18 protein-coding genes are annotated in these 23,283 nt (G+C 63.6%); 13 read left to right on the top strand and 5 right to left on the bottom strand.

Annotated features, from left to right (window positions below):
• The first annotated feature begins 56 nt into the window (after nt 1-56).
• The 12 genes from DyAD56_RS01225 (at nt 57) to DyAD56_RS01170 (ending at nt 13,824) form a co-directional block, all read left to right on the top strand.
• Nucleotides 57-1,406: a TCR/Tet family MFS transporter gene (locus DyAD56_RS01225; RefSeq protein WP_102300908.1), complete on the top strand. Its 1,350-nt coding sequence runs from the start codon at nt 57-59 to the stop codon at nt 1,404-1,406.
• Nucleotides 1,403-1,909 carry a DUF1993 domain-containing protein gene (locus tag DyAD56_RS01220; RefSeq protein WP_102300907.1) on the top strand — a complete coding sequence of 169 codons (507 nt, stop codon included), beginning with the start codon at nt 1,403-1,405 and terminating at the stop codon, nt 1,907-1,909. The genes DyAD56_RS01225 and DyAD56_RS01220 overlap by 4 nt, the downstream gene beginning before the upstream one ends.
• A gap of 130 nt (nt 1,910-2,039) precedes the next feature.
• Nucleotides 2,040-2,693 carry a DsbA family oxidoreductase gene (locus DyAD56_RS01215; RefSeq protein WP_102300906.1) on the top strand — a complete coding sequence of 218 codons (654 nt, stop codon included), beginning with the start codon at nt 2,040-2,042 and terminating at the stop codon, nt 2,691-2,693.
• Between the two features lie 91 nt (nt 2,694-2,784).
• The gene (locus DyAD56_RS01210) at nt 2,785-4,419 is read left to right on the top strand and encodes an NAD(P)/FAD-dependent oxidoreductase (RefSeq protein WP_102300905.1); all 1,635 of its coding nucleotides are present in this window, start codon (nt 2,785-2,787) and stop codon (nt 4,417-4,419) included.
• A 332-nt stretch (nt 4,420-4,751) separates the two neighbouring features.
• Nucleotides 4,752-7,670 carry a TonB-dependent receptor gene (locus tag DyAD56_RS01205; RefSeq protein WP_102300904.1) on the top strand — a complete coding sequence of 973 codons (2,919 nt, stop codon included), beginning with the start codon at nt 4,752-4,754 and terminating at the stop codon, nt 7,668-7,670.
• A 269-nt stretch (nt 7,671-7,939) separates the two neighbouring features.
• Nucleotides 7,940-8,560 carry a ParB-like protein gene (locus DyAD56_RS01200; protein ID WP_102300903.1) on the top strand — a complete coding sequence of 207 codons (621 nt, stop codon included), beginning with the start codon at nt 7,940-7,942 and terminating at the stop codon, nt 8,558-8,560.
• Between the two features lie 568 nt (nt 8,561-9,128).
• Entirely contained in the window at nt 9,129-11,231 is a 2,103-nt protein-coding gene (dinG, locus tag DyAD56_RS01195; RefSeq protein WP_102300902.1) for an ATP-dependent DNA helicase DinG, read from the top strand.
• On the top strand, nt 11,228-11,782 hold the full coding sequence (locus DyAD56_RS01190) for a HutD family protein (RefSeq protein ID WP_102300901.1): 555 nt from the start codon (nt 11,228-11,230) through the stop codon (nt 11,780-11,782). Before dinG ends, DyAD56_RS01190 begins: the two co-directional genes overlap by 4 nt.
• Before the next feature lie 97 nt (nt 11,783-11,879).
• On the top strand, nt 11,880-12,458 hold the full coding sequence (locus DyAD56_RS01185; RefSeq protein ID WP_102300900.1) for an NnrU family protein: 579 nt from the start codon (nt 11,880-11,882) through the stop codon (nt 12,456-12,458).
• Nucleotides 12,459-12,527: 69 nt separating this feature from the next.
• Nucleotides 12,528-12,725, top strand: coding sequence for a hypothetical protein (locus tag DyAD56_RS01180; protein WP_102300899.1), 198 nt, complete (start codon nt 12,528-12,530; stop codon nt 12,723-12,725).
• The gene (locus DyAD56_RS01175) at nt 12,726-13,319 is read left to right on the top strand and encodes a DUF938 domain-containing protein (RefSeq protein WP_102300898.1); all 594 of its coding nucleotides are present in this window, start codon (nt 12,726-12,728) and stop codon (nt 13,317-13,319) included.
• Between the two features lie 82 nt (nt 13,320-13,401).
• On the top strand, nt 13,402-13,824 hold the full coding sequence (locus DyAD56_RS01170; protein WP_102300897.1) for a YchJ family metal-binding protein: 423 nt from the start codon (nt 13,402-13,404) through the stop codon (nt 13,822-13,824).
• A gap of 24 nt (nt 13,825-13,848) precedes the next feature.
• On the opposite strand, the gene DyAD56_RS01165 is transcribed toward DyAD56_RS01170, so the two are convergent.
• The 3 genes from DyAD56_RS01165 to DyAD56_RS01155 all read right to left on the bottom strand — a co-directional run bounded on the left by DyAD56_RS01165 (nt 13,849) and on the right by DyAD56_RS01155 (nt 16,381).
• Entirely contained in the window at nt 13,849-14,610 is a 762-nt protein-coding gene (locus DyAD56_RS01165) for an NRDE family protein (RefSeq protein WP_102300896.1), read from the bottom strand.
• A 74-nt stretch (nt 14,611-14,684) separates the two neighbouring features.
• Entirely contained in the window at nt 14,685-15,554 is an 870-nt protein-coding gene (locus DyAD56_RS01160; RefSeq protein WP_102300895.1) for a methylglyoxal synthase, read from the bottom strand.
• A 14-nt stretch (nt 15,555-15,568) separates the two neighbouring features.
• Entirely contained in the window at nt 15,569-16,381 is an 813-nt protein-coding gene (locus DyAD56_RS01155) for a helix-turn-helix transcriptional regulator (RefSeq protein ID WP_199178854.1), read from the bottom strand.
• 77 nt (nt 16,382-16,458) lie between these two features.
• On the opposite strand from DyAD56_RS01155, the gene DyAD56_RS01150 reads away from it, so the two are divergent.
• Nucleotides 16,459-17,217 (top strand): methyltransferase domain-containing protein, encoded by a 759-nt coding sequence (locus tag DyAD56_RS01150; RefSeq protein ID WP_102300893.1) that lies wholly within the window; start codon nt 16,459-16,461, stop codon nt 17,215-17,217.
• A gap of 46 nt (nt 17,218-17,263) precedes the next feature.
• On the opposite strand, the gene DyAD56_RS01145 is transcribed toward DyAD56_RS01150, so the two are convergent.
• Entirely contained in the window at nt 17,264-18,703 is a 1,440-nt protein-coding gene (locus tag DyAD56_RS01145; RefSeq protein WP_102300892.1) for an FAD-dependent oxidoreductase, read from the bottom strand.
• A complete protein-coding gene (gltB, locus tag DyAD56_RS01140; RefSeq protein ID WP_102300891.1) occupies nt 18,700-23,145 on the bottom strand; it encodes a glutamate synthase large subunit in 4,446 nt (1,481 codons plus the stop codon). Before gltB ends, DyAD56_RS01145 begins: the two co-directional genes overlap by 4 nt.
• Between the last annotated feature and the right edge of the window lie 138 nt (nt 23,146-23,283).

Raw genomic sequence — 23,283 nt, 5'->3', positions numbered from 1 at the left:
ACACACAACGTCCCCTGCGATCGGCTATCGTGCGCCTCTTGCCGTCGGTCACGTCCATGGATCAGACAACCCAATCCGAGCTCCATCCCCGTCGCCGAGCCGCCTTGGCGTTCATCTTCGTTACCGTCGTGCTGGACATGCTGGCATTCGGGATTGTCATCCCGGTGTTGCCGCACCTGATCGAGCAACTCGCCGGTGGCGGCATCTCCAACGCGGCATGGTGGGTGGGGGTGTTCAGCACGGTGTTCGCCATCGTGCAGTTCGCTTTCTCGCCGATACAGGGGGCACTGTCCGACCGCTTCGGGCGCCGGCCGGTGATCCTGATTTCCAACGCGGGGCTTGCGATCGATTTCTTCGTGCTGGCCCTGGCGCCGACGTTGTGGTTGCTGTTTGTCGCCCGCGTGGTGCTGGGCATGACGGCGGCGAGCTTCACCACCGCGAATGCGTACATCGCGGACATCACGCCCAAGGAAAAGCGCGCTGCTGCCTACGGCATCCTCGGCAGCGCGTTCGGCCTGGGTTTCATCATCGGCCCTGGCCTTGGCGGCCTCCTCGGTGACATCCATCTGCGCCTGCCGTTCTGGGTGGCGGGTGGACTGGCGGCGTGCAATTTCCTGTATGGCCTGTTCGTGCTGCCGGAGTCCCTGCCCAAGGAACGCCGTACGCCCAAGTTCGAGATCCACAGCGCGCATCCGCTGGGTTCGCTCAAACTGCTCATGCGCTATCCACTGGTGCTGCGACTGGCGGTGGTGATGTTCCTGGTGTTTCTGTCGCACTACGTGTTGCAGACCACTTTTGTGCTGTACGCGGACTACCGCTACCAGTGGGGTCCACGCGCCGTGGGCTACGTGCTGATGCTGGTGGGTGCCTGCGATGGCCTGGTGCAAGCGGTGCTCACACGCAAGCTCGCACCCATTTTCGGCGAACGTCGCTTGATGCTGGGCGGCATGGTGTTTGGCATCGGCTCGTTCCTGGTGATGGGCCTGGCCAACACCGGAGCAGTGTTCCTGCTGGGCATCCCGCTGATGGCGCTATGGGGGCTGTCGCAGCCACCCATCCAATCGCTGATGACGCACGAGGTGGATCCACACGAACAAGGCCGCCTGCAGGGCGCGATTGCCAGCTTGCAGAGCTTCGCGGGCATCTTTGGCCCGTTCCTGTTCGCGCAGGTGTTCTCGTTCTCGATCTCGCCGGCCTCGCCGTTCCATCTGCCGGGACTGGCTTTCGTACTGTCTGCCGTGCTGCTTGCCATCGGCGCGTACATCGCCATGCGCGCGACGCGACAGGTGCAAGACCTCGCCAGGGCCGCCGCGCCCGTGCCGAACACCATTCCGGGTGAACCGTCCTCGGTCGTCCCATTGCAAGCTGCCATTACCCCCACCGAACCACCGGAGCAATCCCCATGACTTTGTCGATGTACCAGGCGTCCGTTCCTGTCTTCCTGCGTGCCTTGCAGAACCTGCAGCACGTGCTGCGCAAGGGCGAGGCGCACGCGGAGGCGCGCAAGTACGAATCCACCTTGTTGCTGCAGGGACGCCTGACGGTGGACATGCTGCCGCTGACGCGTCAGGTGCAGATCGCCACCGACATGGCCAAGAACGGTTGCGCCCGCCTCGCCGGCGTGGATCCGCTGAAGTTTGAAGACAACGAAACCAGCTTTGCTGAACTGCACGCTCGCGTTGAGCGCGCCATCGATTACATCAAGAGTTTCAAGGTCGACCAGATCGATGGCAGTGAGACGCGCGCGGTGACAATCAAGACCCGCAGCGGCGAGCAGCATTTCGAGGGCGAGGGCTATCTGCTGCACTTCGTGATCCCCAATCTGTTCTTCCACTGCACCACCGCCTACGCGATCCTGCGTGAGGCCGGCGCGGACCTGGGCAAGCCCGACTTTATCGGCAAGCCGTAAGCGTCACTGGCGCGAAGCCCGTCATTCCGCTGAACGCAGGAATGACGGGGCTTCTCAAGCGCGGCGCGGTACTTGATACCGGGGTCTTCCGCTCCCACTAGTGGGAGTTCAATTGCCCGGAGCCAACGTCATGACCGCCCCCACGCCCATCAAGATCGACTTCGTCTCGGACGTGGTGTGCCCCTGGTGCGCCATTGGCCTCAAATCGCTGGAACAGGCGCTAGAGAAGCTGGGCGATGACGTCACAGTGGAACTGCACTTTCAGCCGTTCGAGCTGAACCCGCAGATGGCGCCCGAGGGCGAAGACATCGGCGAGCATCTGGCGCGCAAGTACGGCAGCACGCCGGAGCAGATGCGCCAGAACCAGGAGGCCATCCGCGATCGCGGCGCCGCCCTGGGCTTCACCTTTGACATGAATAAGCGCAGTCGCATCGTGAACACGTTCGATGCGCACCGCCTGCTGCATTGGGCCGCCCTGAAAGGCAGCCAGGTCGAACTCAAGCAAGCCCTGCTGGCGGCCTACTTCACGCAGGGCCGCGATGTCAGCTCGCGCGATGTATTGGTGGACGTGGCCGCCTCTGTGGGGCTGGACGCCATCGAGGCGCGGCACGTACTGGACGAGAACCGTTATGCGCAGGACGTGCGCGCGCAGGAGCAGTTCTACCAGGCACAGGGCATCCGTGCGGTGCCCTCGGTGATCGTCAACGACCGCTACCTGATCCAGGGCGGCCAGCCGGCGGACGTGTTCGAGCAGACGCTGCGGCAGATCGCGGCCGAAGCCTGAGGGCTCACCCGATGAGCCCCTGCGGGTAAGGCGCCTGGGGCGGCCCTGGCATGCGAAAATACCCGGCCGCCGCCCTTGACCGCCCTGCCGCATGATCCGACTGACCGATATCAAGCTCCCGCTGGACCACGCCGACGGCGCCCTTGAGGCTGCCGTCCGCGCGAAGCTGGGGCTGGGCAAGGACAGCCTGCGCGGCTTTAGCGTGTTCCGCCGCGGCTATGACGCACGCAAGCGCGGCGGCATCCTGCTCATCTACACGCTGGACGTGGAGGTGGCCGACGAGGCCGATGTCCTCCATCGCCACGCCGATGACAAGCATGTGCAGCCCACGCCGGACACCAGCTACCACTTCGTGGCGCAAGCACCGCAGGATCTGAAGCAACGCCCCATTGTGATCGGCTTCGGCCCCTGCGGCCTGTTCGCAGGCCTGCTACTGGCGCAGATGGGCTACCGGCCGATCATCCTCGACCGTGGCAAGGCGGTACGCGAGCGAACCGTGGACACCTGGGGCCTGTGGCGCAAGCGCCAGCTCGAACCCGAATCCAATGTGCAGTTCGGTGAGGGCGGCGCAGGCACGTTCTCCGACGGCAAGCTGCACAGCCAGATCTCCGACCCGCATCATCACGGCCGCAAGGTACTCACCGAGTTCGTAAAGGCTGGCGCGCCGGAGGAAATCCTCTACGTCAGCAAGCCGCACATCGGTACTTTCCGCCTTGTGTCGATGGTGGAAACCATGCGCGAGACTATCCAATCCCTAGGCGGCGAGATCCGCTTCAGCGAGCGCGTGGACGATCTGCTGGTCGACACCGCCGCCGACGGTACGCGGCAGTTGCGCGGCGTGGTGCTGTCCAACGGCGAGCAGTTGTTGAGCGATCACGTGGTACTCGCCGTGGGTCACAGCGCCCGTGACACGTTTTTCATGCTGCACGACCGCGGCGTCTACATGGAGGCCAAGCCGTTCTCCATTGGCTTCCGCGTCGAGCACCCGCAGTCGATCGTCGATCAGGCGCGCTTCGGCCCGCAGGCCGGACATCCCATGCTCGGTGCCGCCGACTACAAGCTGGTGCACCACTGCAAGAATGGTCGCTCGGTGTACAGCTTCTGCATGTGCCCTGGCGGCACCGTGGTCGCGGCTGCATCGGAGCCCGAACGCGTCGTCACCAACGGCATGAGCCAGTACTCGCGCAACGAACGCAACGCGAACGCGGCCATCGTGGTCGGCATCGAGCCCAAGGACTTCGCTGCCTTTGACGACAGCGGAAGCCCCTTGGCTGGCATCGCGTTGCAGCGTGCGCTCGAATCGCGCGCGTACGAACTGGGTGGCCGCGACTACAGCGCACCGGGGCAATTGGTGGGCGATTTCATCAAGGGCAAAGCATCCACCGGGTTCGGCAACGTGCAACCCTCGTACAAACCGGGCGTGCATCTCACCGACCTCGCCCCCGCCCTGCCCGACTACGCCATCGAGGCGATCCGCGAGGCGCTTCCCGCCTTCGAGCGCCAGATCAAGGGTTTCGCCATGCACGATGCCGTGCTGACCGGCGTGGAAACCCGTACGTCCTCGCCGGTGCGCATCCGCCGGGGCGAGGACTATCAGAGCCTCAACACGCGCGGCCTCTTCCCCGCCGGCGAAGGCGCAGGCTATGCGGGCGGCATCCTCTCCGCAGCCGTCGACGGTATTCGTGTCGCGGAAGCAGTCGCCAAGGACATCAACACGTCCCGTTGACATGCCTTGGTGATCTGACCCCAGGCCCTCCGCGCCCTCCTCCCGGCACGGACATAATCCTTTGATATCGGCCGCTTAGGCGAAAAATCGCCGCGTTCGTGCGGTGCCGCGCGCGTGGATCACGTCCGCCGAGGCCCATGACCTTCGACCTATATTCGTAAGAAAAAGCTGATTTCGTCAGCTTTGCGTAAGTTACTTGTGATCTTATCGCAACAACTTGCTAACAAAGACGTAGCAAGTTGCGAACCTCAAGCTGATGCTTGTTTACCCGGCAACCGGGGACGTTGCAGGGCGTCAGCGCCAAAAAAGACCCAACCGTAGGGAGGCGGTCTATGAAACTCACTCTGTCGTACACCCGTAATTTGCTCGCACTGGCATGCTTGGCAGCACTCGCTGGCCCGGCCATGGCGCAAGATAATGCCGATACCGGCGCAGCCGACGCCAAGAAGGCGGCCAATCTCGAAACCGTGACCGTCACCGGTTCACGCATCTCCAACCCGAACGTGATCTCGCCCACGCCCGTCAGCGTGCTGACGGCGGCCGAGATCAAGGCCACGGGCGCCGTCAATATCGGCGATATCCTGACGACGCTGCCGCAGTTGGCAACCACGTTCACCATGGGCAACTCCACCCGCTACATCGGTACGGCCGGCGTATCGTTTCAGGATCTGCGCAACCTCGGCACCAGCCGCACGCTGGTGCTGGTGAACGGTCGCCGCTTCGTCGGCGCCAGCGCGGGCGACACCGCGGTGGACACCAATCTGATCCCCGCCGACTGGGTCGAGCGCGTGGAAATCATCACCGGTGGCGCATCGGCCGTATACGGCGCCGACGCAGTGACCGGCGTGGTCAACTTCATTCTGAAGAAGAACTACCAGGGCGCCAACCTGCACGCCCAGTTCGGCAGCTCCGAGCACGGTAATTTCAACAAGGGCATCGTCTCGCTTACCGGCGGCATGAACTTCGCCAACAACCGCGGCAACATCGCTGCCTCGGTGGAGCACTCCGAGCAGGACGAGCTCATGTTCCCGGACCGCTTCGGCAACAAGTCCTATGCGTCCATCCTGACCCCGGACGGTCCGTACGATTCAGCGCTGTACAACAACGCTGGTGGCTACACCAACGTAGCCGCCGGCACGTTCTCCACCGGCAGCTCGACCGCTATCAACAAGCGCTACGTGTTCAATCCGGATGGCTCGGTACGCCACCAGTACTTTGGCGGCCCGTATGACAACACCGGCCGCTGCAACGACTGTGACCGTCTCGATGCGAACCAGGTGCTGCAGCTGCAGCCGAAGTACAAGCGCACCACGATCAGCAGCGTCGCGTCGTTCGACATCACGCCCGAACAGCACCTGTATGCCGAAGGCACCTACAGCCATGTCGACGTGACCAAGTCCGGCCAGCCGGCCTTTGGTAGCGGCGCCAGCGCGTACACCATCACCCGTGACAACGCCTACATGACCCCGTCGTTGGCGGCCGTCATGGATGCGAACAACCTCAAGTCGATCAAGGTTGCACGCTTCGACCTCGATGCTGGCTTGCGCGGTGAAGACACCAAGCGCAACACCACGCGCGGCGTCATCGGTGCCAATGGTGTGATCACGGGTGACTGGGAATACGACACCTCCCTGGTCTACGGTTGGACGGACGAAACCCGTCACAACCTCAACAACCGCATCAGAGATCGTTTCAATGCCTCGATCGATGCGGTCAAGGACACCAACGGCAATATCGTCTGCCGTTCGACCCTCAATCCCAATTCGGTGAACCCCAACGCCGGCGGCGTGCTCGACCCGATTGCCCTGGGCGGCGGCTGCGTGCCGACCAGCATCTTCGGTGCGGGCGCAATCAACCCGAAGGCGGCGCAGTGGTTCAACACCACCACCACCACCACATCTCGCCTGACCCAGTTCGTGGGTGGCGGTACGGTGACCAACAACAACTTGTTCCAGATGCCGTTCGAGGCAGGCGCTGCCAGCCTTGCGACGGGCGTGGAATTCCGTCGTGAAAGCAGCCGTCAGATCACCGACCCGTTGGATGTGGCCGGCCTGACCTTCCTCAACGCGATTCCGCCGTCCAGCGGCGCGTACAACGTCAAGGAAGGCTATATCGAGACGGCCATGCCGTTGCTGTCGGGTCGTCCGTTCGCACAGAACCTGACGTTTGACGCCGCTGCTCGCTTCTCCGACTACAGCACCATCGGCCACACCAAGGCGTGGCGCTGGGGCCTGGACTGGGCCATCGACGGCAACATCCGCCTGCGTGGCACCGTGTCCAGCGCCGTGCGCGCACCGAACATCGGCGAGTTGTTCGGCGGCCAGTCGCAGAACTACTTCACCATCGTCGACCCGTGCTCGCAGAAGCAGTTGAAGAATGCGCCGAGCGAGGCCGTTCGTACCGCCAATTGCTTGGCGCTGGGTATCCCGCCCAAATGGACGTCCACCAACACGGCCACGATCGGCGGCATTTCGGGCAGCAACCCGGATCTGAAGCCGGAGCAGGGCCGCACGTGGACCGGCGGTCTCGTCTTCACGCCGGAGTTCCTGACAGGGTTTGGTCTGACCCTCGACTATTGGAACATCAAGCTGACCGACGCCATCAGCGCGCCCAGCGGCACGGACATTGCCAACCACTGTGTTGATTCCACCACCGGCATCAACAACGTGTACTGCACCAATGCTCTGCGTGGTCCGGATCACGAGTTGAACTTCATCAACTCGATCAACCAGAACATTTCCGCGCTCAGCACCTCGGGTATTGACCTCGGCACCTACTACTCGCACGAAATCGGTGCGGGCAAGTTGGGCCTCAACCTGGACGTGACCAAGGTCATCGCCTACACCGAGCATCCGTTCCAGGACGATCCGAGCAACACCGTCCAGTACAACGGCACCACCACCCTCAGTGGTGCGTTCCCGAAGTGGAAGGGCTCGCTGCGCGCGAATTACTCGCTGAACAACTGGCTGTTCAATTGGAACATGCGCTACTTCTCCTCGATGCTGCGCGTGAGCAACGAGAGCTATGAGTCCAATCCGTACCAGACCACGCCGATCAGGGCGGGTGCCGGCTTCTTCAACGACGCGAAGGCGAGCTACACCTTCGGGAAGAGCGGCTGGCAGGCGTATGCGGGCATCACCAACGTGTTCGACCGCGATCCGCCGGTGAACCTGTTCGGTTCGGGTGCATCCAGTGGCATCTACGACGCCATCGGCCGCGCCTACTACGCAGGCTTCAACTACAACTTCTGATCCTGGGTGGCAGCCCGGAGACTTGGGGTGGAAGGGCCGGCATTGCCGGCCCTTCTTTTTTGCATAAAAGGCCGGCTTTCGCCGGCCTTTTCTTTGCCTGCATGCAGGCGCCCCGCATGAACATGCGCGGCTGTACCCATCGATTCCTTCACGTCACCCGACACCATCAGCCGCTGCACGCCATGGTGTAGCCTCAGTCGGGAGCTCGTCAGAGCCCACACAATCGCACTACCCGTACACGCTATGTACAACCGTCGAGGAGCGTTTCCATGTGGTCCATTCGAGAACCCGTGCTCAAGCCCGTCGCGATCAAGAAGCTACGGCCCACCCAGATCACGGTCGGCATGCATGAGGTGAAGGAAAAACGCGCGCACTGGCGCCAGCTTCCGGACAAAGAGAAGGTGGGTTACCTCGGCCACCACATGATCCCGGTTATTCACGGCCCCAAGCAGCGCGACTACATCATCGATCACCACCATCTGGCGCGCGCACTGCTGGAGGAAGGCTGCGAACACGTCTTCGTGGTGACGGTGGCCGATCTCAGCACACTCAGCCAGGATGCGTTCTGGACTTTCCTGGATCACCACGCCTGGGTTTATCCCTACGATGCCAAGGGCAAGCGACGCGGTTACGACGAAATCCCGCGATCCGTTGAGCAGTTGGTGGACGATCCCTACCGCAGCGCGGCCGGCGAACTGCGACGCATCGGCGGCTACGCGAAGGATGCCACGCCCTTTAGCGAGTTCCTCTGGGCGGATTTCCTTCGTGGACAAGTGAAGCGGTCGCGACTTGAGAAGGATTTCAACGCTGCCATGAAAGAAGCCTACAAGCTGGCGCGAAGCCAGCAAGCCAAATACCTACCTGGCTGGTGCGGCCCCATCGGCAATTAGACGGCCAAAACCGAACGTTGGCGCGAGTCCGCCAATAGAAGAAACGCCCCCCTTTCGGGGGCGTTTCAAGGGAAAGGGCCAAGTTCAAGGGGAGGATCTTGGCCCCGTGCCACCCACGACGCATGGGGATGAAGTCTGGAGGCAAAACCAGATTACCTATTGTCACGGCGCGATTCTGTCGTCTTCTTCCGATCAGGTTGTCGCCCAAACGCTCGACCAAAGAAGTTCACTGCTATCCCTACCGCGGCCACGCAACTCAGAGCGATCCGATAGCCGCAGTCATGCGTTCCGGCAACAATATCTCTCGCCCCACATGCGCATGGAATGTTGTATGGGCCCGCGGTGACGCGCGCGACGAATTCGGGGATAGGCGTTGAGTATTCAGCTGCCGGGGTTCGTCGGGGTTTTCAGCAAGCTTGGAGTAGGGATTTCGGCGGATGGCCTTGCCATCCGCTTTTTTTGTCCCCTGCTCAAGGGCTTGGCCTCGATCGTCCAGAACGGACGCCCCTGGGCCAGCAGGCATGCGAGAATGGTCTACTGACGCGACGACTCGCGCCCCATCCGCTCCATGCTGACCGATACCACCAAAGACGCGATCCGTGCCGCCTATACGCGCCTCAAGGAAGGCCTGCCGGGCTTTCGTGCGCGCGCGTCGCAGGGAAAGATGATCGCCGAGGTGGCCAAGGCGCTCGCGCAGGAAGGTGGCTCGGCGGTGATCGAGGCCCCCACGGGTACCGGCAAATCGATGGCGTACCTCATCGCGGGTGTCGAGGTAGCACGCGCGCAGAAGAAGAAGCTGCTGATCGCCACCGCCACCGTGGCTCTGCAAGAGCAATTGGTCCAGCGCGATATCCCGCTTTATCTCAAGCTCAACGGCACCGAGGCCAAGGTGGCGCTGGCGAAGGGACGCGGCCGATATCTGTGCCCGCGCAATCTCGCCATGGCGAGCAACAGCCTCGATGAGACATCGCAGATGGGCCTGGGCTTCGACGCTGATCTGGCGTTGTGGACCAAGCCACCGCAGGAGCGCGACAAAAAGGCGCTGTCCAAGCTGATGGACCTGTTCGACCGTCGCGAGTGGGACGGCGACATCGATACCGCGCCCGAGCCGGTCAGCGACGTGCTGCGCCCCATGATCACCACCAGCGCCGGTGGCTGCACCAGCCGCAAGTGCGCGCATTTCATGCAATGCCCGTTCTTCGCCGCGCGCCGCGCCGTTGGCGACGCCGACATCATCGTGGCGAACCAGGACCTGGTGCTGGCCGACCTCACCATGCCGCGCGAGGAAGAAGGCTTCGGCGGCGTGATCCTGCCCAAGCCGGACGAAACGCTGTACATCTTCGATGAAGGCCACCACGTGCCGTCGAAGGCGATCGACCGCGGTGCGGCCGAGGTGTACATGAACGTCGCGGTGCGTCAGTTGAGCCGGCTCGGCCGTCAGATCCACGCGGCCTATTCACTCACCGACAAAGAAGTGATCGGCAAGCTTTCGCTCGACGCGGGCGACCAGAAGCTACAGGAACTCAGCAACTCGCTCGAAGAACTCGAAAGAGAAATTCGCCTCAGCTGGCTGCCTGCACCTAACGACCAAGAGCCGATGTATCGCGGCTCGCTGGGCCAGTTGCCGGAGGCCTGGGTGGAGCACGCGCGCGCGCTTTATGTGTTCACCGGCGAGGTCGAACGCTGGGTCGGCGCGGTGCGTCGCGCCGTGCTGGAAATGACTGAAGCCGGCCCCACCCACGAAGCACTTTCGCGCGAACTGGGTATGGCGCTGGAACGCATCGATCGACAGGTGCGTACGTGGCGGGCGTGGTCCGCCACCGATGGCGACAACGCACCGCCGCTCGCACGCTGGGTCACGCTGGGCGGTGACCAGCAATTGATCTGCCACGCCTCGTCGGTATCCGCGGGCGGGCTACTGCGCAGCATTCTGTGGGGCAACGCCAGCGCCGTCGTGATGACGTCGGCCACGTTGAGCGCGGGCGGCAACTTTCGCGGTTTCGCCGACGCCGTGGGCCTGCCCGACGACTCGGTAACGCTAAGCCTGCCTTCACCGTTCGACCTCGCCGCACAGGCACGGCTGGAAGTGCCCGCCATGCGTGCCCTGCCGGATGCACGCGAGGAACATGTGCAGGAGGTCTGCGACTGGCTGGCCGAGCATCTCGACTGGAATGCCGGCAACCTCGTGCTGTTCACCTCTCGCGTCAAGCTCGACAGGGTGCTGCAGAAGCTCCCCATCGAATATGTGCGCAAAGTGCGCGCGCAGGGTTCGTTAGGCAAGGCGCAACTGGTCGCCGAACATATTGCCGACGTTGAAGCAGGCAAAGGCAGCACGCTGTTCGGCCTCGCCTCGTTTGGCGAAGGCCTGGACCTGCCGGGCAAGCTGTGCGAAACGGTGGTGATCACTCAATTGCCGTTCGCCGTACCCACCGATCCCGTCGGCGCGACGTACGCGGAGTGGCTGGAATCGCGCGGCCGCAACCCTTTCATCGAAGTCACCGTGCCGGAGGCGACGCGACAGCTCACGCAGTACTGCGGCCGCCTGATCCGAACCGAGACCGACCAGGGTCGCATCGTGCTGCTGGACCGCCGTGTGGTACTCAAGCGCTACGGCGAGCGCATGCTCAAGGCCCTGCCCCCGTTTACCCGCGTCATCGAGAAAGTGGCATGAGCTTCCACGTTATTCGCGCCGCGGACATGCAGCCCCAGCCCTGGAAAAACGGCATGGGCGTGACGCGCGAGGTGGCACGTTTCCCCACCGATGCCGGCAGTGATGATTTCGTTTGGCGCATCAGCGTGGCCGACGTGAACAGCGCCGCGCCGTTCTCGACCTTTCCCGGCATCGATCGCCACATCGTGCTGCTCGATGGCGAAGGCTTCGTCATGACGCTGGATGGCGAGCAGCAACATGCCCTGACCACGCCACTGGAACCGTTCGCCTTTCCCGGCGAAGCGCAGGTGGACGTAACGATGGCGGGCGGTGCCACGCGCGACTTCAATCTGATGGTGCGGCGCGACGGTGGACTCGGTGACGTGCGCATCTGCCGGGACGCAGGTAGCCATGTGCCAGATCCGGATTGCGTGCTGATCTACGTTGCGCGGGGGTCTGTGACGACCATTGATGGCGATCTGCAGGTTGGCGATGCGTGGCTGCCCGATCGCTGCCCGTTCCAGCTTGGCGAGAACAGTGCCGTACTGATGGCCATGCTGCGGCGGCGCTGATCAATCCCACGCGCGCTGGTGGCTCCTCCGGAGCTCCACCACCGCGACGGCTATAGCGCTTATCATCACGTGGTTCCACCGCCTCCAAGGTGAGCCCATGGCTTTGCTGATCCTCGGTCTGGTGTTGTTCCTCGGTGTCCACTCCATCCGCATCTTTGCGAACGGCTGGCGCACGCGCCAACGCGAGCGCATCGGTGAAATGCGCTGGAAGGGGCTCTATTCGCTGGTGTCCATCGTCGGCTTCGTGCTGATCGTCGTGGGCTTTGGCCTCGCCCGCCAGCACCCGGTACTGCTCTACGTGCCGCCGCTGGCATTGCGACACCTCAACGCGCTTTTCACGCTACTGGCGTTCATCCTCGTCGTCTCCGCCTATGTCCCGCCGAATCATTTCAAGGCGAGACTGGGCCACCCGATGCTCGCCGGGGTGAAGGTCTGGGCATTCGGCCATCTATTGGCCACCGGTATGCTGCACGACGTGGTGCTGTTCGGTGCCTTCCTGGTCTGGGCCGTAGTGGACTTCGTGAGCGCACGGCGTCGTGACCGGGCAGATGGCGTCACGTATCCGGCCGGCACGGTTAAGGGCGACATCATTGCCCTCGTGGCCGGCATCGTCTTCTGGGCGGTATTCGCGTTCTGGCTGCACGGCTGGTTGATCGGCGTGAAACCGATGGGGTGAAATCAGTCATCTGGGCCGGCTTGGGCCGCTGCAGTAGAGTGGCCCCGTTTCCAACATGAGGATCGGGCCATGGCTGCCTTTCTGCTTTGGGTGTTGCTGCTGGTGTTCTGCTGGCCGCTCGCGTTGCTAGCGTTGGTGCTCTACCCCATTGTATGGCTGCTGATGCTGCCCTTCCGACTCGTGGGTATCACCGTCAACGCCGTCTTCTCTTTCCTCGGCGCCATGCTGATGCTGCCTGCGCGTGTGTTGCGCGGGCGCCCGGCCTGAGTGGACAAGCCGAGCGCACCCTCCTGCGAGCGCAACCGCGACCCCATTCTGGGAGCGTTGCGCGAGCATTTCGCCGATAGGCACAAGGTGCTGGAGATCGGCAGCGGCACCGGGCAACACGCAGTGCATTTCGCGGCGGCCATGCCCCAATGGCAGTGGCAATGCACGGATCGCACAGAGAACTTGCCCGGTATCCGGCAATGGCTGGATGAAGCCGCGCTGCCCAATACACCGCCCCCGCTCGCGCTGGACGTAAATGACGCGTGGCCCGCCGGCACGTATGACGCCGTATTCAGCGCCAACACCTTGCACATCATGAGCTGGGACGAAGTGGAGCTGCTATTCGCCCACCTCGCCGCGATCACTGAGACAGGCGCGAAACTCGCGATCTACGGCCCCTTCAACTACGGCGGTCGCTATACCAGCGAAAGCAACGCCGCCTTCGACGAATGGTTGCAGGCACGCGGCGTGCATATGCGCATCCGTGATGCCGAAGCGGTGGATACGCTGGCAGAGATCGTTGGTTTCGACCTGATCGATGACATCGCCATGCCCGCCAATAATCGTTTGCGGATCTGGCAACGCACCCGCTGAGCGGCTGAACCATTGGTATTTTCGCCGCGTTGGCGTCAGGATGCGTGCCATGAGGCGCTCCATCCCGCGCCCAACTCACGCCATGCGACCTTACGTACAAGCCATCGACACGCTGACGCCCTGCCCCTGCGGCAACAACGAGGGTTACGCACGTTGTTGCGGTCTGCTGCATGACGGCGCCGCGGCCACCACGGCGGAGCAACTGATGCGTTCGCGTTACAGTGCCTATGTACTGAAACGCGAGGACTACCTGCTCGACACCTGGCACCACAGCACTCGCCCGGCGCATCTCAAGCTGGCGACGCAACAGCCTGCGCCCACGTGGTTGGGCCTGACGGTGAAGCGACACGAAAGCGACGGTGACAGCGCCATGGTCGAGTTTGTGGCGCGCCTGCGCTATGGCGGCGGCAAGGCACAGCGCATGCATGAGATCAGCCGATTCGTGCGCGAAGATGGCCGCTGGTTCTACGTGGAAGGCGAGTTCCCCGAGAAATCCGGGGACTAAACGCCTAACGATTCGCTTGCAGTGTCAGGCTGAAAACGGAACAGCCGTTTCACCTTCTTCGTGACCGTTCGGCCCGAAACGTCGCTCTACCACTACGCCGCGACCGTCGTAGCCGATGGCAACGACCGTGCTCGCTCGCGTGCCATAGCGATCACCACGAATGAAGGCCGAAGACAGCCAGCGCTCGCGCTCCAGGCCCACGCCCGTATCAGGCAACTGATCGTCCGGGTAGCCTCGCGGATCAGCAAGCGCGGCGAACAACGGCGCGAACTCGTCATCGTGCCCCGCATCGATCCATTCACGCAGATGCTGCTTCAGCGCGCGTGTCTTGGGCCACGGCGTGTTGAAGTCTGCGTTGGAAAGACCATGCACGCCGGGCTCCACCGACTGCGCGCGCGAATCCGGGCGATTGCCGATATAGAACGCATGCGTCGCATCGAAGGTAAGCAGGTTGAACGGGCGATAGTCTGCCGCCGCGCCCAGCAGCGCTTTGGCGTGGGTCACGGCATCGTCATTGCCGGCGAGGTAGTCGAGCGATAGAAGGCCACGTGAGCGCCCGAGCTGCGGATCAAGCGGATCGCGCACATTGGTCACCACGCTGCAACGGCCATCGTCGGTTACGCCCAACCAGGTACCGCCAGCCTCCAAGTCCTTGCCAGCGACAATCGCTGGTTGCTCCCAGCGCGCCAGCGGCAGGCTGGGGCGCGCATGGAACTCGTCGCGGTTGCCGATCAACAGCAGACGCCAACGCGGATGTGCCTGCCAGGCGAAAGCGATCACACACATGGGGTCACTCTCCTCACGATAGCGGCACCAACCGAACCGATCGGCCAGTACCCAGTATGCACCCGGTCAAAGGGTCAGGCCCTTCCACGCAACGCCACGGCCGCGGCCCAGCGTGCCGCGACCTTGGGTGAGGTCATGCACACGGCGTCATCGGTGCGCGTGGTCACCGCGCGTTCCAGCAGTTGGATGTCTGCCTCGTGCTGGCGAGCCACGTGTGGATCCTCGAAGAAGATCGCGCGCTGGCAGCGACGTTCGAGCACCAGGTCGGCGATCTGTGCATCGCCACCCATCGGGCCGCTCTGGTAGCGCTCGACCCAGGGTTTGTCTGCCGGCCAACCGCGACTCCACGCCAGCTCGTTGAGGCGCTGACCGGTGGTGCCGGTGCCCACGCGATGAGTGAAGCGCGATAGCACATCGAAGTGCTCGGCAGCAAAGGCGAGCATCTGCGGCTTCATGGCATCGTGTGCAATGAGCGCGAGCGTCTGCGCTTCCAGTTCATGAAAGATATCGGCACCGGCATCCGGCGCGAAGCCTGCGTGGATGCGCTCCACCTCGATCCAATCGCGCGCGGTCGCCACGGTAGATATGAAGGGCTTCCCATGGATCACGCACTGACGCTTGAGCGCGATGGCCTCGGGGAAGATCGACGACGGATCGACCGGATCGATCAGATAGATTGCGCCGTCGAGCACACGATCGCCATCCAGCCCCACGACCTCGGCCACCAGTTTCATCAGACCACCCTCGCGGCCATACGGATAGCGGCGCAGCGGCAGATAACGATCCAGGTAGCCCGCCCGATGGATCGCATCGTACGTACGCCCCACCGCATGCAGCCCCAGATCCAGTTCGCGGATGCCCACTTCGCACGCATGCAGCCAGCGGAAAAGTGCGGCGTTGGCATGAGCGTGGTGAAGCTGGTTGGCGGCAAGGCCGAGACGCATAAGGTGTCACTCCATCAAGAGTTTGGCGTGCTGGCTTCGGGCAGCAGCAGGACCAGTTTGAAATCGATATGGCCAGCCGGCACCAGCGTCACCTGCGTGTACGCCACCTGGCCAAGCTGTGGATGATTGAACGTCCGGCGTCCACCTTCGCGCGCCAGCACGCCCTGCGCATTCCAGTAGCGTTCGAACGGCGGGCTCGCGCGACGGAGCACATCCACCTGTTCCGCCAGCATGGCATCGTCCGGATACAGCGCCGTGTCAGCGCGGAATTCGGCGACGACGCGTTGCGCGCGATCTTCCCAGTCGATGATCAGCTCGCGCGCCGCAGGATCAAGAAAGACGAAGCGCAACAGGTTGTCCTCGCCACTCTCCCGCCACGCGGCGAAGAGTTTGGCCGCTGGGGCATTCCAAGTACGGCGCCGCCAGTGACGATCCAGCAGATAGGCTGGCATGGGCTGAGCGGCCACCGCGCGTAGCAGTTCGTCCGCCGTGCCTGTGTCTTCCATCATGTGCGGCGAGGGATCGCGGCGACGCGCCAGCTCAAACAGGTAGGTGCGCTCAGCGGCCGACAGACCCAGCCCTTCGGCTAGTCGTGCCAGCGCGTCTGCTGAGAGCGCCACGTCGCGCCCCTGTTCCAGCCAGGTGTACCAGGTGGTGCTGATGCCGGCGCGCTGTGCCACTTCCTCCCGACGCAGGCCCGGCGTGCGCCGTCGCCCGCGTCCTTCGCCGAGCAATGCATCTGCCGCCACCGCTTCGCGGCGTGCGCGAAGAAACTGGCCGAGCAGGCGATGAGGATCGTTGGGCGTGTCCAGGGTGGTACCAGTCATACCGGGATAAGTGCACAACTTACACCGGACCATGGGCATCCGGACAATGCGCGCAGCACACCACAGGAGAGGAATGCATGAGCACGCCGCAACAGCGCTTTGTCGCCGAACAGTACGGACCCCGCGCGCAGGATTACGTGAGCAGCGAGGTCCATCGCCAGGGTCCGGACCTCGACCAGATCGAGGCCGAGCTGCGCGCCATGGCACCGGGCCGCGTGCTCGACCTGGGCTGCGGTGGTGGTCATGTCACTTACCGCGCAGCACCACTGGCCCGCGAAGTGGTGGCCTGCGATGTAACGCCGGACATGCTCGATGCAGTTCGGCGCACCGCTGTCGAGCGTGGATTGGACAATGTCACCGTGCACACGGCACCCGCCGAACGGCTGCCATTCGAAGACGGCGTATTCGATGTGGTGGTGGCGCGCTACACCACGCATCACTGGCATGATCGGGACGCCGGCCTGCGCGAAGCGCGGCGCGTGTTGAAAGTGGGCGGACGCGCAATCTTCATTGACGTGACCTCGCCAACATCCGCACTGCTCGACAGTTGGCTTCAGGCACTCGAGCTGCTGCGGGATATCTCGCACGTGCGCAACTATCAGGTAAGCGAATGGATCGGCGCGTTGGAAGCCGCAGGGTTCAGTGTGGATGGCATCACCCGTCGTCGCTTGCCGCTGCGCTTCGCCGACTGGGTCGCTCGCACTCAAACACCGAGCGTACACATCGATGCCATTCGCGCATTGCAAGCCGTGGCGCCTGAGGAGGTGCGGCAGCACTTCGCCATCGAAGCAGACGGTAGTTTCGTGCTGGATACCGTCACTCTCACCGCTTTCTGATCATCTCTTGCAGGAGCGCACTGGTGCGCTCCTGCAAGAGATCGCGTCAGGCGTGCGCAAGCGATACCGCATCAGCCGTCTGCAACAAGCGCACGATCGAACCCGCAGCTTCGCGACCGTCATAGACAGCGCGAACCACTAGATCGGCACCGCGTACATTGTCGCCACCCGCGAAGATCTGCGGATGGCTGGTCTGGTGCGGCAGCGCGCCGCCAGCTCCAGTAATGACGCGACCGGACTTGTCCAGCGCCACGCCATGCGAGCGCAGCCAATCCGGCGGACTCGGCAGGAAGCCAAACGACTGGATGACCACGTCCGCATCGATCACGTATTCGGAGCCGGGCACGTTCTGCGGGCGGAGCCGCCCCGTGCCGTCGTCCACGAGTGCCGTCTCCACCACGCGCACGCCGCGCACGTTGCTGCGCGAGCCACCGAGGATCTCAAGCGGCTGGCGCTGGAACAGGAAGTTCACGCCTTCCTCGCGGCTGTAGTTCACCTCGCGCGCCGAACCGGGCATGTTCGCCTCGTCACGGCGATAGACGCAGGTGACGCTGGCGGCGCCAAGGCGGATCGCCGTGCGGTTGCAGTCCATGCCTGTGTCACCGCCACCGAGTACCACCACGTGCTTGCCGCGGAAGTCGAAAGCCGGCGACGGCGACTCGTCGCGCAACAGGCGTTCGGTATTGCCGATAAGGAAAGGCAGCGCGTCATGCACGCCGTGCAGTTCGCGTCCCGGCAACTGCGCGTCGACATAGGTATAGGCACCGGTGCCCACGAACACCGCATCGTACTCGTCTAGCAACTGGCCGAATTCGATGTCACGCCCCACATGGCGGTTGAGCAGGAAGCGTACGCCCATGCCTTCCAGCAACTGGCGCCGCGTGCGCACCACGCCCTTGTCCAGCTTGAACGGCGGAATACCGAAGGTCAGTAGGCCGCCAATCTCACTCTGACTGTCATACACATCCGCTGCGATGCCGGCGCGGCGCAGACGATCAGCACAAGACAGACCGGCTGGTCCCGCACCGATGATGGCGACGCGCTTGCCGGTCTCGTGCACGGCGGAAAGATCGGGCTGCCAGCCCTGGCGCAACGCTTCGTCCGTCACCCAACGCTCGATGCTACCGATGGTCACCGCACCGAACGCGGTCTGCTCCAGCGTACAGGAGCCTTCGCACAGACGATCCTGCGGGCACACGCGGCCACAGATTTCCGGCAGCGGATTGGTTTCGTGCATCAGTGTGGCCGCTTCCATCAGGCGGCCTTCCTGCACCAGCTTCAGCCAGTTCGGGATGTAGTTATGCACCGGGCAGGCGTGCTCGCAGTACGGGTTACCGCAATCGATGCAACGCTCCGCCTGCGTGCCCGCCTGCTCCGAGCCGAAGTCGCCGGAAATCTCACCGTAGCCAAGCACGCGAATGGACACGGGCACGGTACGCGGTGTCTGTCGCTGGACGTTGAGGAACTGAAACGTCTTGTCGCTCATGCCGCGCTCCTCAGTTCATCAGCGAGCGCAGCCAGGCTTGCCGCCTTCGGTTTCACCAGCCAGAACTTGTATTGCAAGCCGCGGAAGTCCGCGAGGATGCGGCGCCCCCAGTCGCTGCCCGTCAGCTCCACATGCCGAGCCACAAGCCCGCGCAGGTGCTGCATGTAGTGCTCCATGCCTTCGGGCGAGATGCGCAGGATATCCACCAACTCGTGGTTGTAGCAGTCCACGAAGGTGCGCTCGATATCCAGCACGTAGGCGAAGCCACCCGTCATACCCGCGCCGAAGTTGAGGCCCACCTTGCCGAGCACGGCGACAACGCCGCCGGTCATGTATTCGCAGCAGTGATCGCCCGCGCCCTCCACTACCGCCAGCGCGCCGGAATTGCGCACGGCGAAGCGCTCACCCGCGCGCCCTGCGGCGAATAGCTCGCCGTCGGTGGCGCCATACAGGCAAGTGTTGCCGATGATGGACGCGTCCTGGCTGGCGAACGGCGAATCCGCCGGTGGGCGCACCACGATACGGCCGCCCGCCATGCCCTTGCCGACGCCATCGTTCGCCTCACCAACGAGGTCGATATGCACGCCGCCCGCGTTCCACGCACCCAGGCTCTGGCCCGCCGCACCACGTAGTTTGAGCTGGATGGGCTTCAGGTCCATGCCGTGGTCGCCATAACGGCGCGCCACTTCGCCAGACAGGCGTGCACCGATGGCGCGATCCGTGTTGAGAATGTCGAACGCGAATTCACCACCGGTACGGTCGATAATCGCGCCGCGCGTGGCCTCATCGATACGCGTCGCCAACGCCGCTTCGTCGCGCATCGGGTTGCGCGGCAACGTACAGGCAAAATCGACGCTCGATCCCAGGGTGCCATGGCCGAGCAGTGGCGCGAGATCCAGTTTGTGCTGGACGGGCGTGGTGCCATCCACCTGTTCCAGCAGGTCGGCGCGGCCGATGATCTCGCTCAGGCTACGCACCCCCAGCTTGGCCAGATGCGCGCGCACGTCTTCGGCGACAAAGCCGAAGTAGTTCATCACCATCTCGGGCAGGCCGGTGAAGTGCTCCTTGCGCAGCACGGGGTGCTGCGTGGCAACGCCGGTGGCGCAATTATTGAGGTGGCAGATGCGCAGGTACTTGCAGCCCAGCGCCACCATCGGCCCCGTGCCGAATCCAAAACTCTCCGCGCCGAGCATCGCCGCCTTGATCACGTCGAGCCCGGTCTTCAAACCACCATCGGTCTGCAGGCGCACACGGCCACGCAAATCGTTGCGGCGCAGCGTCTGCTGCGTTTCGGCCAGACCCAATTCCCACGGTGTACCCGCGTACTTGATGGAAGTGAGCGGGCTCGCGCCGGTGCCGCCATCGTGGCCGCTGACGGTGATCAGATCAGCACCCGCCTTCACCACGCCTGCCGCCACGGTGCCCACGCCTGCATGGCTGACCAACTTCACTGAAATCAACGCCTCAGGATTCACTTCCTTGAGGTCGTGAATCAACTCAGCGAGATCTTCGATGGAGTAAATGTCGTGATGCGGTGGTGGTGAGATCAGGCCGATACCGGGCTTGGCGTAGCGCAGCCGCGCAATGGTGCTGTCTACCTTGTGGCCTGGTAGCTGACCACCCTCGCCCGGCTTGGCGCCCTGCGCGATCTTGATCTGCAGCACTTCGGCGTTGACCAGGTATTGCGGCGTGACACCGAAGCGGCCCGAAGCGACCTGCTTGATCTTGGACATCTTTTCGGTGCCGTAGCGCGCGGGGTCTTCACCGCCCTCGCCAGAGTTACTGCGCGCGCCGAGGCGATTCATGGCAATGGCAAGCGCTTCGTGCGCCTCGGGCGACAGCGCACCCAGCGACATGCCGGCCGAATCGAAGCGACGCAGGATGCTTTCGGCGGATTCGACTTCTTCGATAGGCAGTGCCTCGCCCAACGGGCGCGGCGACAGCAGGTCGCGCAATGCCGACGGTGGACGATGGTCGACAAAATTCGCGTAGGCGCGATAGTCGGCCGGGCTGCCCGTGCGTACAGCCTTCTGCAACGTGCCAATCACGTCCGGGTTGTACATGTGGTATTCGCCACCGTACACGAACTTATAGAGGCCACCGGCGCGCAATGGCGAGGCGTCGCTCCATGCCTCGGCGGCGAGCACTTGCTGGTCATGCTCGAGTTCGGCGAAGCCCGCGCCGCCGACGCGCGAGGGCGTACCGGGGAAGCAGAGCTCCACCACTTCCGGCGAAAGGCCCACGATCTCAAACAACTGCGCACCGCGATAACCCGCCACCGTTGAGATGCCCATCTTCGACAGGATCTTCATCAGACCCTTGCGGATGCCGCGGCGGTAACTGCGACCGATCTCGAAACGGTCGCTGTCGATATGGCCTTCGCGCCCGAGCTCGAACAGGCTCTGGTAGGCCAGCCATGGATAGATCGCGGTGGCACCGAAGCCCAGCAAGCAGGCGAACTGGTGCGGATCGCGTGGCGTCGCTGTTTCCACCAGGATGTTGCATTGACATCGCAACGCCTGGTCGATCAGGTGTGCGTGCACCGCCCCAACCGCCAACAGCGAATGGATGGGCAGCAGGCCCTTCTGCGGATAACGATCGCTGAGGAACACCAACTGGCAACCCTCGCGCACCGCGTTCTCTACCTCGCGGCAGAGACGGTGCAGTGCAGCTTCCAGTCCCTCTTCCGGCGCGTACATCAGGTCGAAGCGCGGCGTGCCCGCGTACTGCGGAAGCGCGAGCAACTGGCGCAGCTTGCGTTGCGAGAGCACTGGTGAGTTGATCAGGATCTGCTTCGCGTTCTCCGGCGTGAGGTCGAACACGTTCGACTCCGGACCGATCTGCGTCACCAACGACATCACCAGCTTTTCGCGCAGCGGATCGATCGGCGGATTGGTGACCTGAGCGAAGCCCTGGCGGAATCGGTCGAACAGCGGACGCACCTGACGCGACATGGCGGCAATGGGTGTGTCGTCACCCATGGAGCCCGTGGCTTCTTGCTCCAGCTCCACCATGGCCTTGAGCACGGTTTCGCGCTCTTCGCGTGAGAGGCCATAGAGCTTCTGGTAGCGACGCAGTTCTTCAGTCGGCAACGGCTCGGCGGCAAGCGACGGATCGATCAGATCCGATTCCAGATAGCTCACGCCGGCACGCAGCCAATCACGAAACGGCGCGCGCTGGCGATTGATGTCGTCGATGTCGGCATCGCGTAGTAGGCGATGTTGCTTCAGGTCCACCGCGATCATCTCGCCCGGCGCGAGGCGGCCCTTGGCGACGACCTGCGACGAAGGCACGTCCCATAGGCCAGCTTCGGAGGCGACGATGAGGTGGTTGTCCGCCGACAATGCCCAGCGCGCCGGACGCAGGCCGTTGCGATCCAGCGTGCAGGCGGCGTAATGGCCGTCGCACATCACCAGACCCGCCGGGCCGTCCCACGGCTCGCAATGCAGCGCGTAGTACTCGTAGAACGCGGCAAGGTCTTCGTCGATACCCTCGCGCGCGGCGAAGGCGGGCGGCACGAGTACGCGCATGGCGGTCAACAGATCCAGACCGCCGGCGATCAACACTTCCAGCGCGTTGTCGAGGCTTTCCGAGTCCGAGCCCGTCTGGCGAACCAGTGGCCCGATGTCGGTCAGATCCAACAACGGCGAATGCAGGATCGATTCGCGCGACTGCATCCAGCGGCGATTGGCGCGGATAGTGTTGATCTCGCCGTTGTGCGCCAGCAAGCGGAATGGTTGCGCCAGGCGCCACTGCGGCGTGGTGTTGGTGGAGAAGCGCTGATGGAACACCACGGCATCGGCGCTCAACGCCGGATGCGCGAGATCAGCAAAGACCTCACGCAGCCGTCCGGGTGCAGCCATCGCCTTGTAACCGATGACCTGCGCGGACAGCGTGACCACATAGAAATGTTCGTCATTCACCAACGCGGTTTCGGCGCGCCGACGCGCGCGGAACAAGGCGCGTTCGAACACGCCATCGTCCATCGACGACGCAGGCTCCACAAAGATTTGGCGCACATGGGGTTTCGCTGCGGCTGCAAGCGGACCGCACGCCTCGGCATTCACGGCCACCTCGCGCCAGCCCGCTACGTGCAGGCCTTCCTCGCGCAGGTGATGTTCCAACGCCGACACGGCTGCATCGCCACCATGGGGATCAAGGAACACCACGCCTGCGGCAAAGCGCTCGCCGACCGCAATGCCCGCCTCGTCGGCCAGTGCTTTCAACCAGTCCAGCGGGCGATGAAAGAGCACGCCGCAGCCGTCACCGCTCACGCCATCTGCGTTCACACCACCGCGGTGGGAAAGTTTGGCTAGCGCATCGAATGCGGTATCCACTACCCATGCGCTCGCTCGGCCGTCGATCTGTGCCACCAGACCAAAACCGCAGCTGTCGTGCTCGAACGCAACGTCGTAAAGCGTCGCCGGACCTGCTTGCGCCATCTCGCCTCCCCAGGCCGATGGTGGGAGACACGTCGTCCCAACGGAGCCGAAGGCGCCGCTGTCACGCATCCATAGTGTGGGTTTGACTAAAGCACAGTTTGGTGCGTCGCGTCAAAGACATCTTTACGTCTAAATGAA

The organism is Dyella sp. AD56, from assembly GCF_002878475.1.
Taxonomy (GTDB): domain Bacteria; phylum Pseudomonadota; class Gammaproteobacteria; order Xanthomonadales; family Rhodanobacteraceae; genus Dyella.
Note: the sequence above shows the minus strand (reverse complement) of the source record. Positions and strands in the feature narration are given on the sequence as shown.

Excerpts from the sequence above, each read along its gene's own strand:
- DyAD56_RS01225 (WP_102300908.1), top strand. The coding sequence starts at position 57 with ATGGATCAGACAACCCAATCCGAGCTCCATCCCCGTCGCCGAGCCGCC.
- DyAD56_RS01220 (WP_102300907.1), top strand. The coding sequence starts at position 1,403 with ATGACTTTGTCGATGTACCAGGCGTCCGTTCCTGTCTTCCTGCGTGCC.
- DyAD56_RS01215 (WP_102300906.1), top strand. The coding sequence starts at position 2,040 with ATGACCGCCCCCACGCCCATCAAGATCGACTTCGTCTCGGACGTGGTG.
- DyAD56_RS01210 (WP_102300905.1), top strand. The coding sequence starts at position 2,785 with ATGATCCGACTGACCGATATCAAGCTCCCGCTGGACCACGCCGACGGC.
- DyAD56_RS01205 (WP_102300904.1), top strand. The coding sequence starts at position 4,752 with ATGAAACTCACTCTGTCGTACACCCGTAATTTGCTCGCACTGGCATGC.
- DyAD56_RS01200 (WP_102300903.1), top strand. The coding sequence starts at position 7,940 with ATGTGGTCCATTCGAGAACCCGTGCTCAAGCCCGTCGCGATCAAGAAG.
- dinG (WP_102300902.1), top strand. The coding sequence starts at position 9,129 with ATGCTGACCGATACCACCAAAGACGCGATCCGTGCCGCCTATACGCGC.
- DyAD56_RS01190 (WP_102300901.1), top strand. The coding sequence starts at position 11,228 with ATGAGCTTCCACGTTATTCGCGCCGCGGACATGCAGCCCCAGCCCTGG.
- DyAD56_RS01185 (WP_102300900.1), top strand. The coding sequence starts at position 11,880 with ATGGCTTTGCTGATCCTCGGTCTGGTGTTGTTCCTCGGTGTCCACTCC.
- DyAD56_RS01180 (WP_102300899.1), top strand. The coding sequence starts at position 12,528 with ATGGCTGCCTTTCTGCTTTGGGTGTTGCTGCTGGTGTTCTGCTGGCCG.
- DyAD56_RS01170 (WP_102300897.1), top strand. The coding sequence starts at position 13,402 with ATGCGACCTTACGTACAAGCCATCGACACGCTGACGCCCTGCCCCTGC.
- DyAD56_RS01165 (WP_102300896.1), bottom strand. The coding sequence starts at position 14,610 with ATGTGTGTGATCGCTTTCGCCTGGCAGGCACATCCGCGTTGGCGTCTG.
- DyAD56_RS01160 (WP_102300895.1), bottom strand. The coding sequence starts at position 15,554 with ATGCGTCTCGGCCTTGCCGCCAACCAGCTTCACCACGCTCATGCCAAC.
- DyAD56_RS01155 (WP_199178854.1), bottom strand. The coding sequence starts at position 16,381 with ATGACTGGTACCACCCTGGACACGCCCAACGATCCTCATCGCCTGCTC.
- DyAD56_RS01150 (WP_102300893.1), top strand. The coding sequence starts at position 16,459 with ATGAGCACGCCGCAACAGCGCTTTGTCGCCGAACAGTACGGACCCCGC.
- DyAD56_RS01145 (WP_102300892.1), bottom strand. The coding sequence starts at position 18,703 with ATGAGCGACAAGACGTTTCAGTTCCTCAACGTCCAGCGACAGACACCG.
- gltB (WP_102300891.1), bottom strand. The coding sequence starts at position 23,145 with ATGGCGCAAGCAGGTCCGGCGACGCTTTACGACGTTGCGTTCGAGCAC.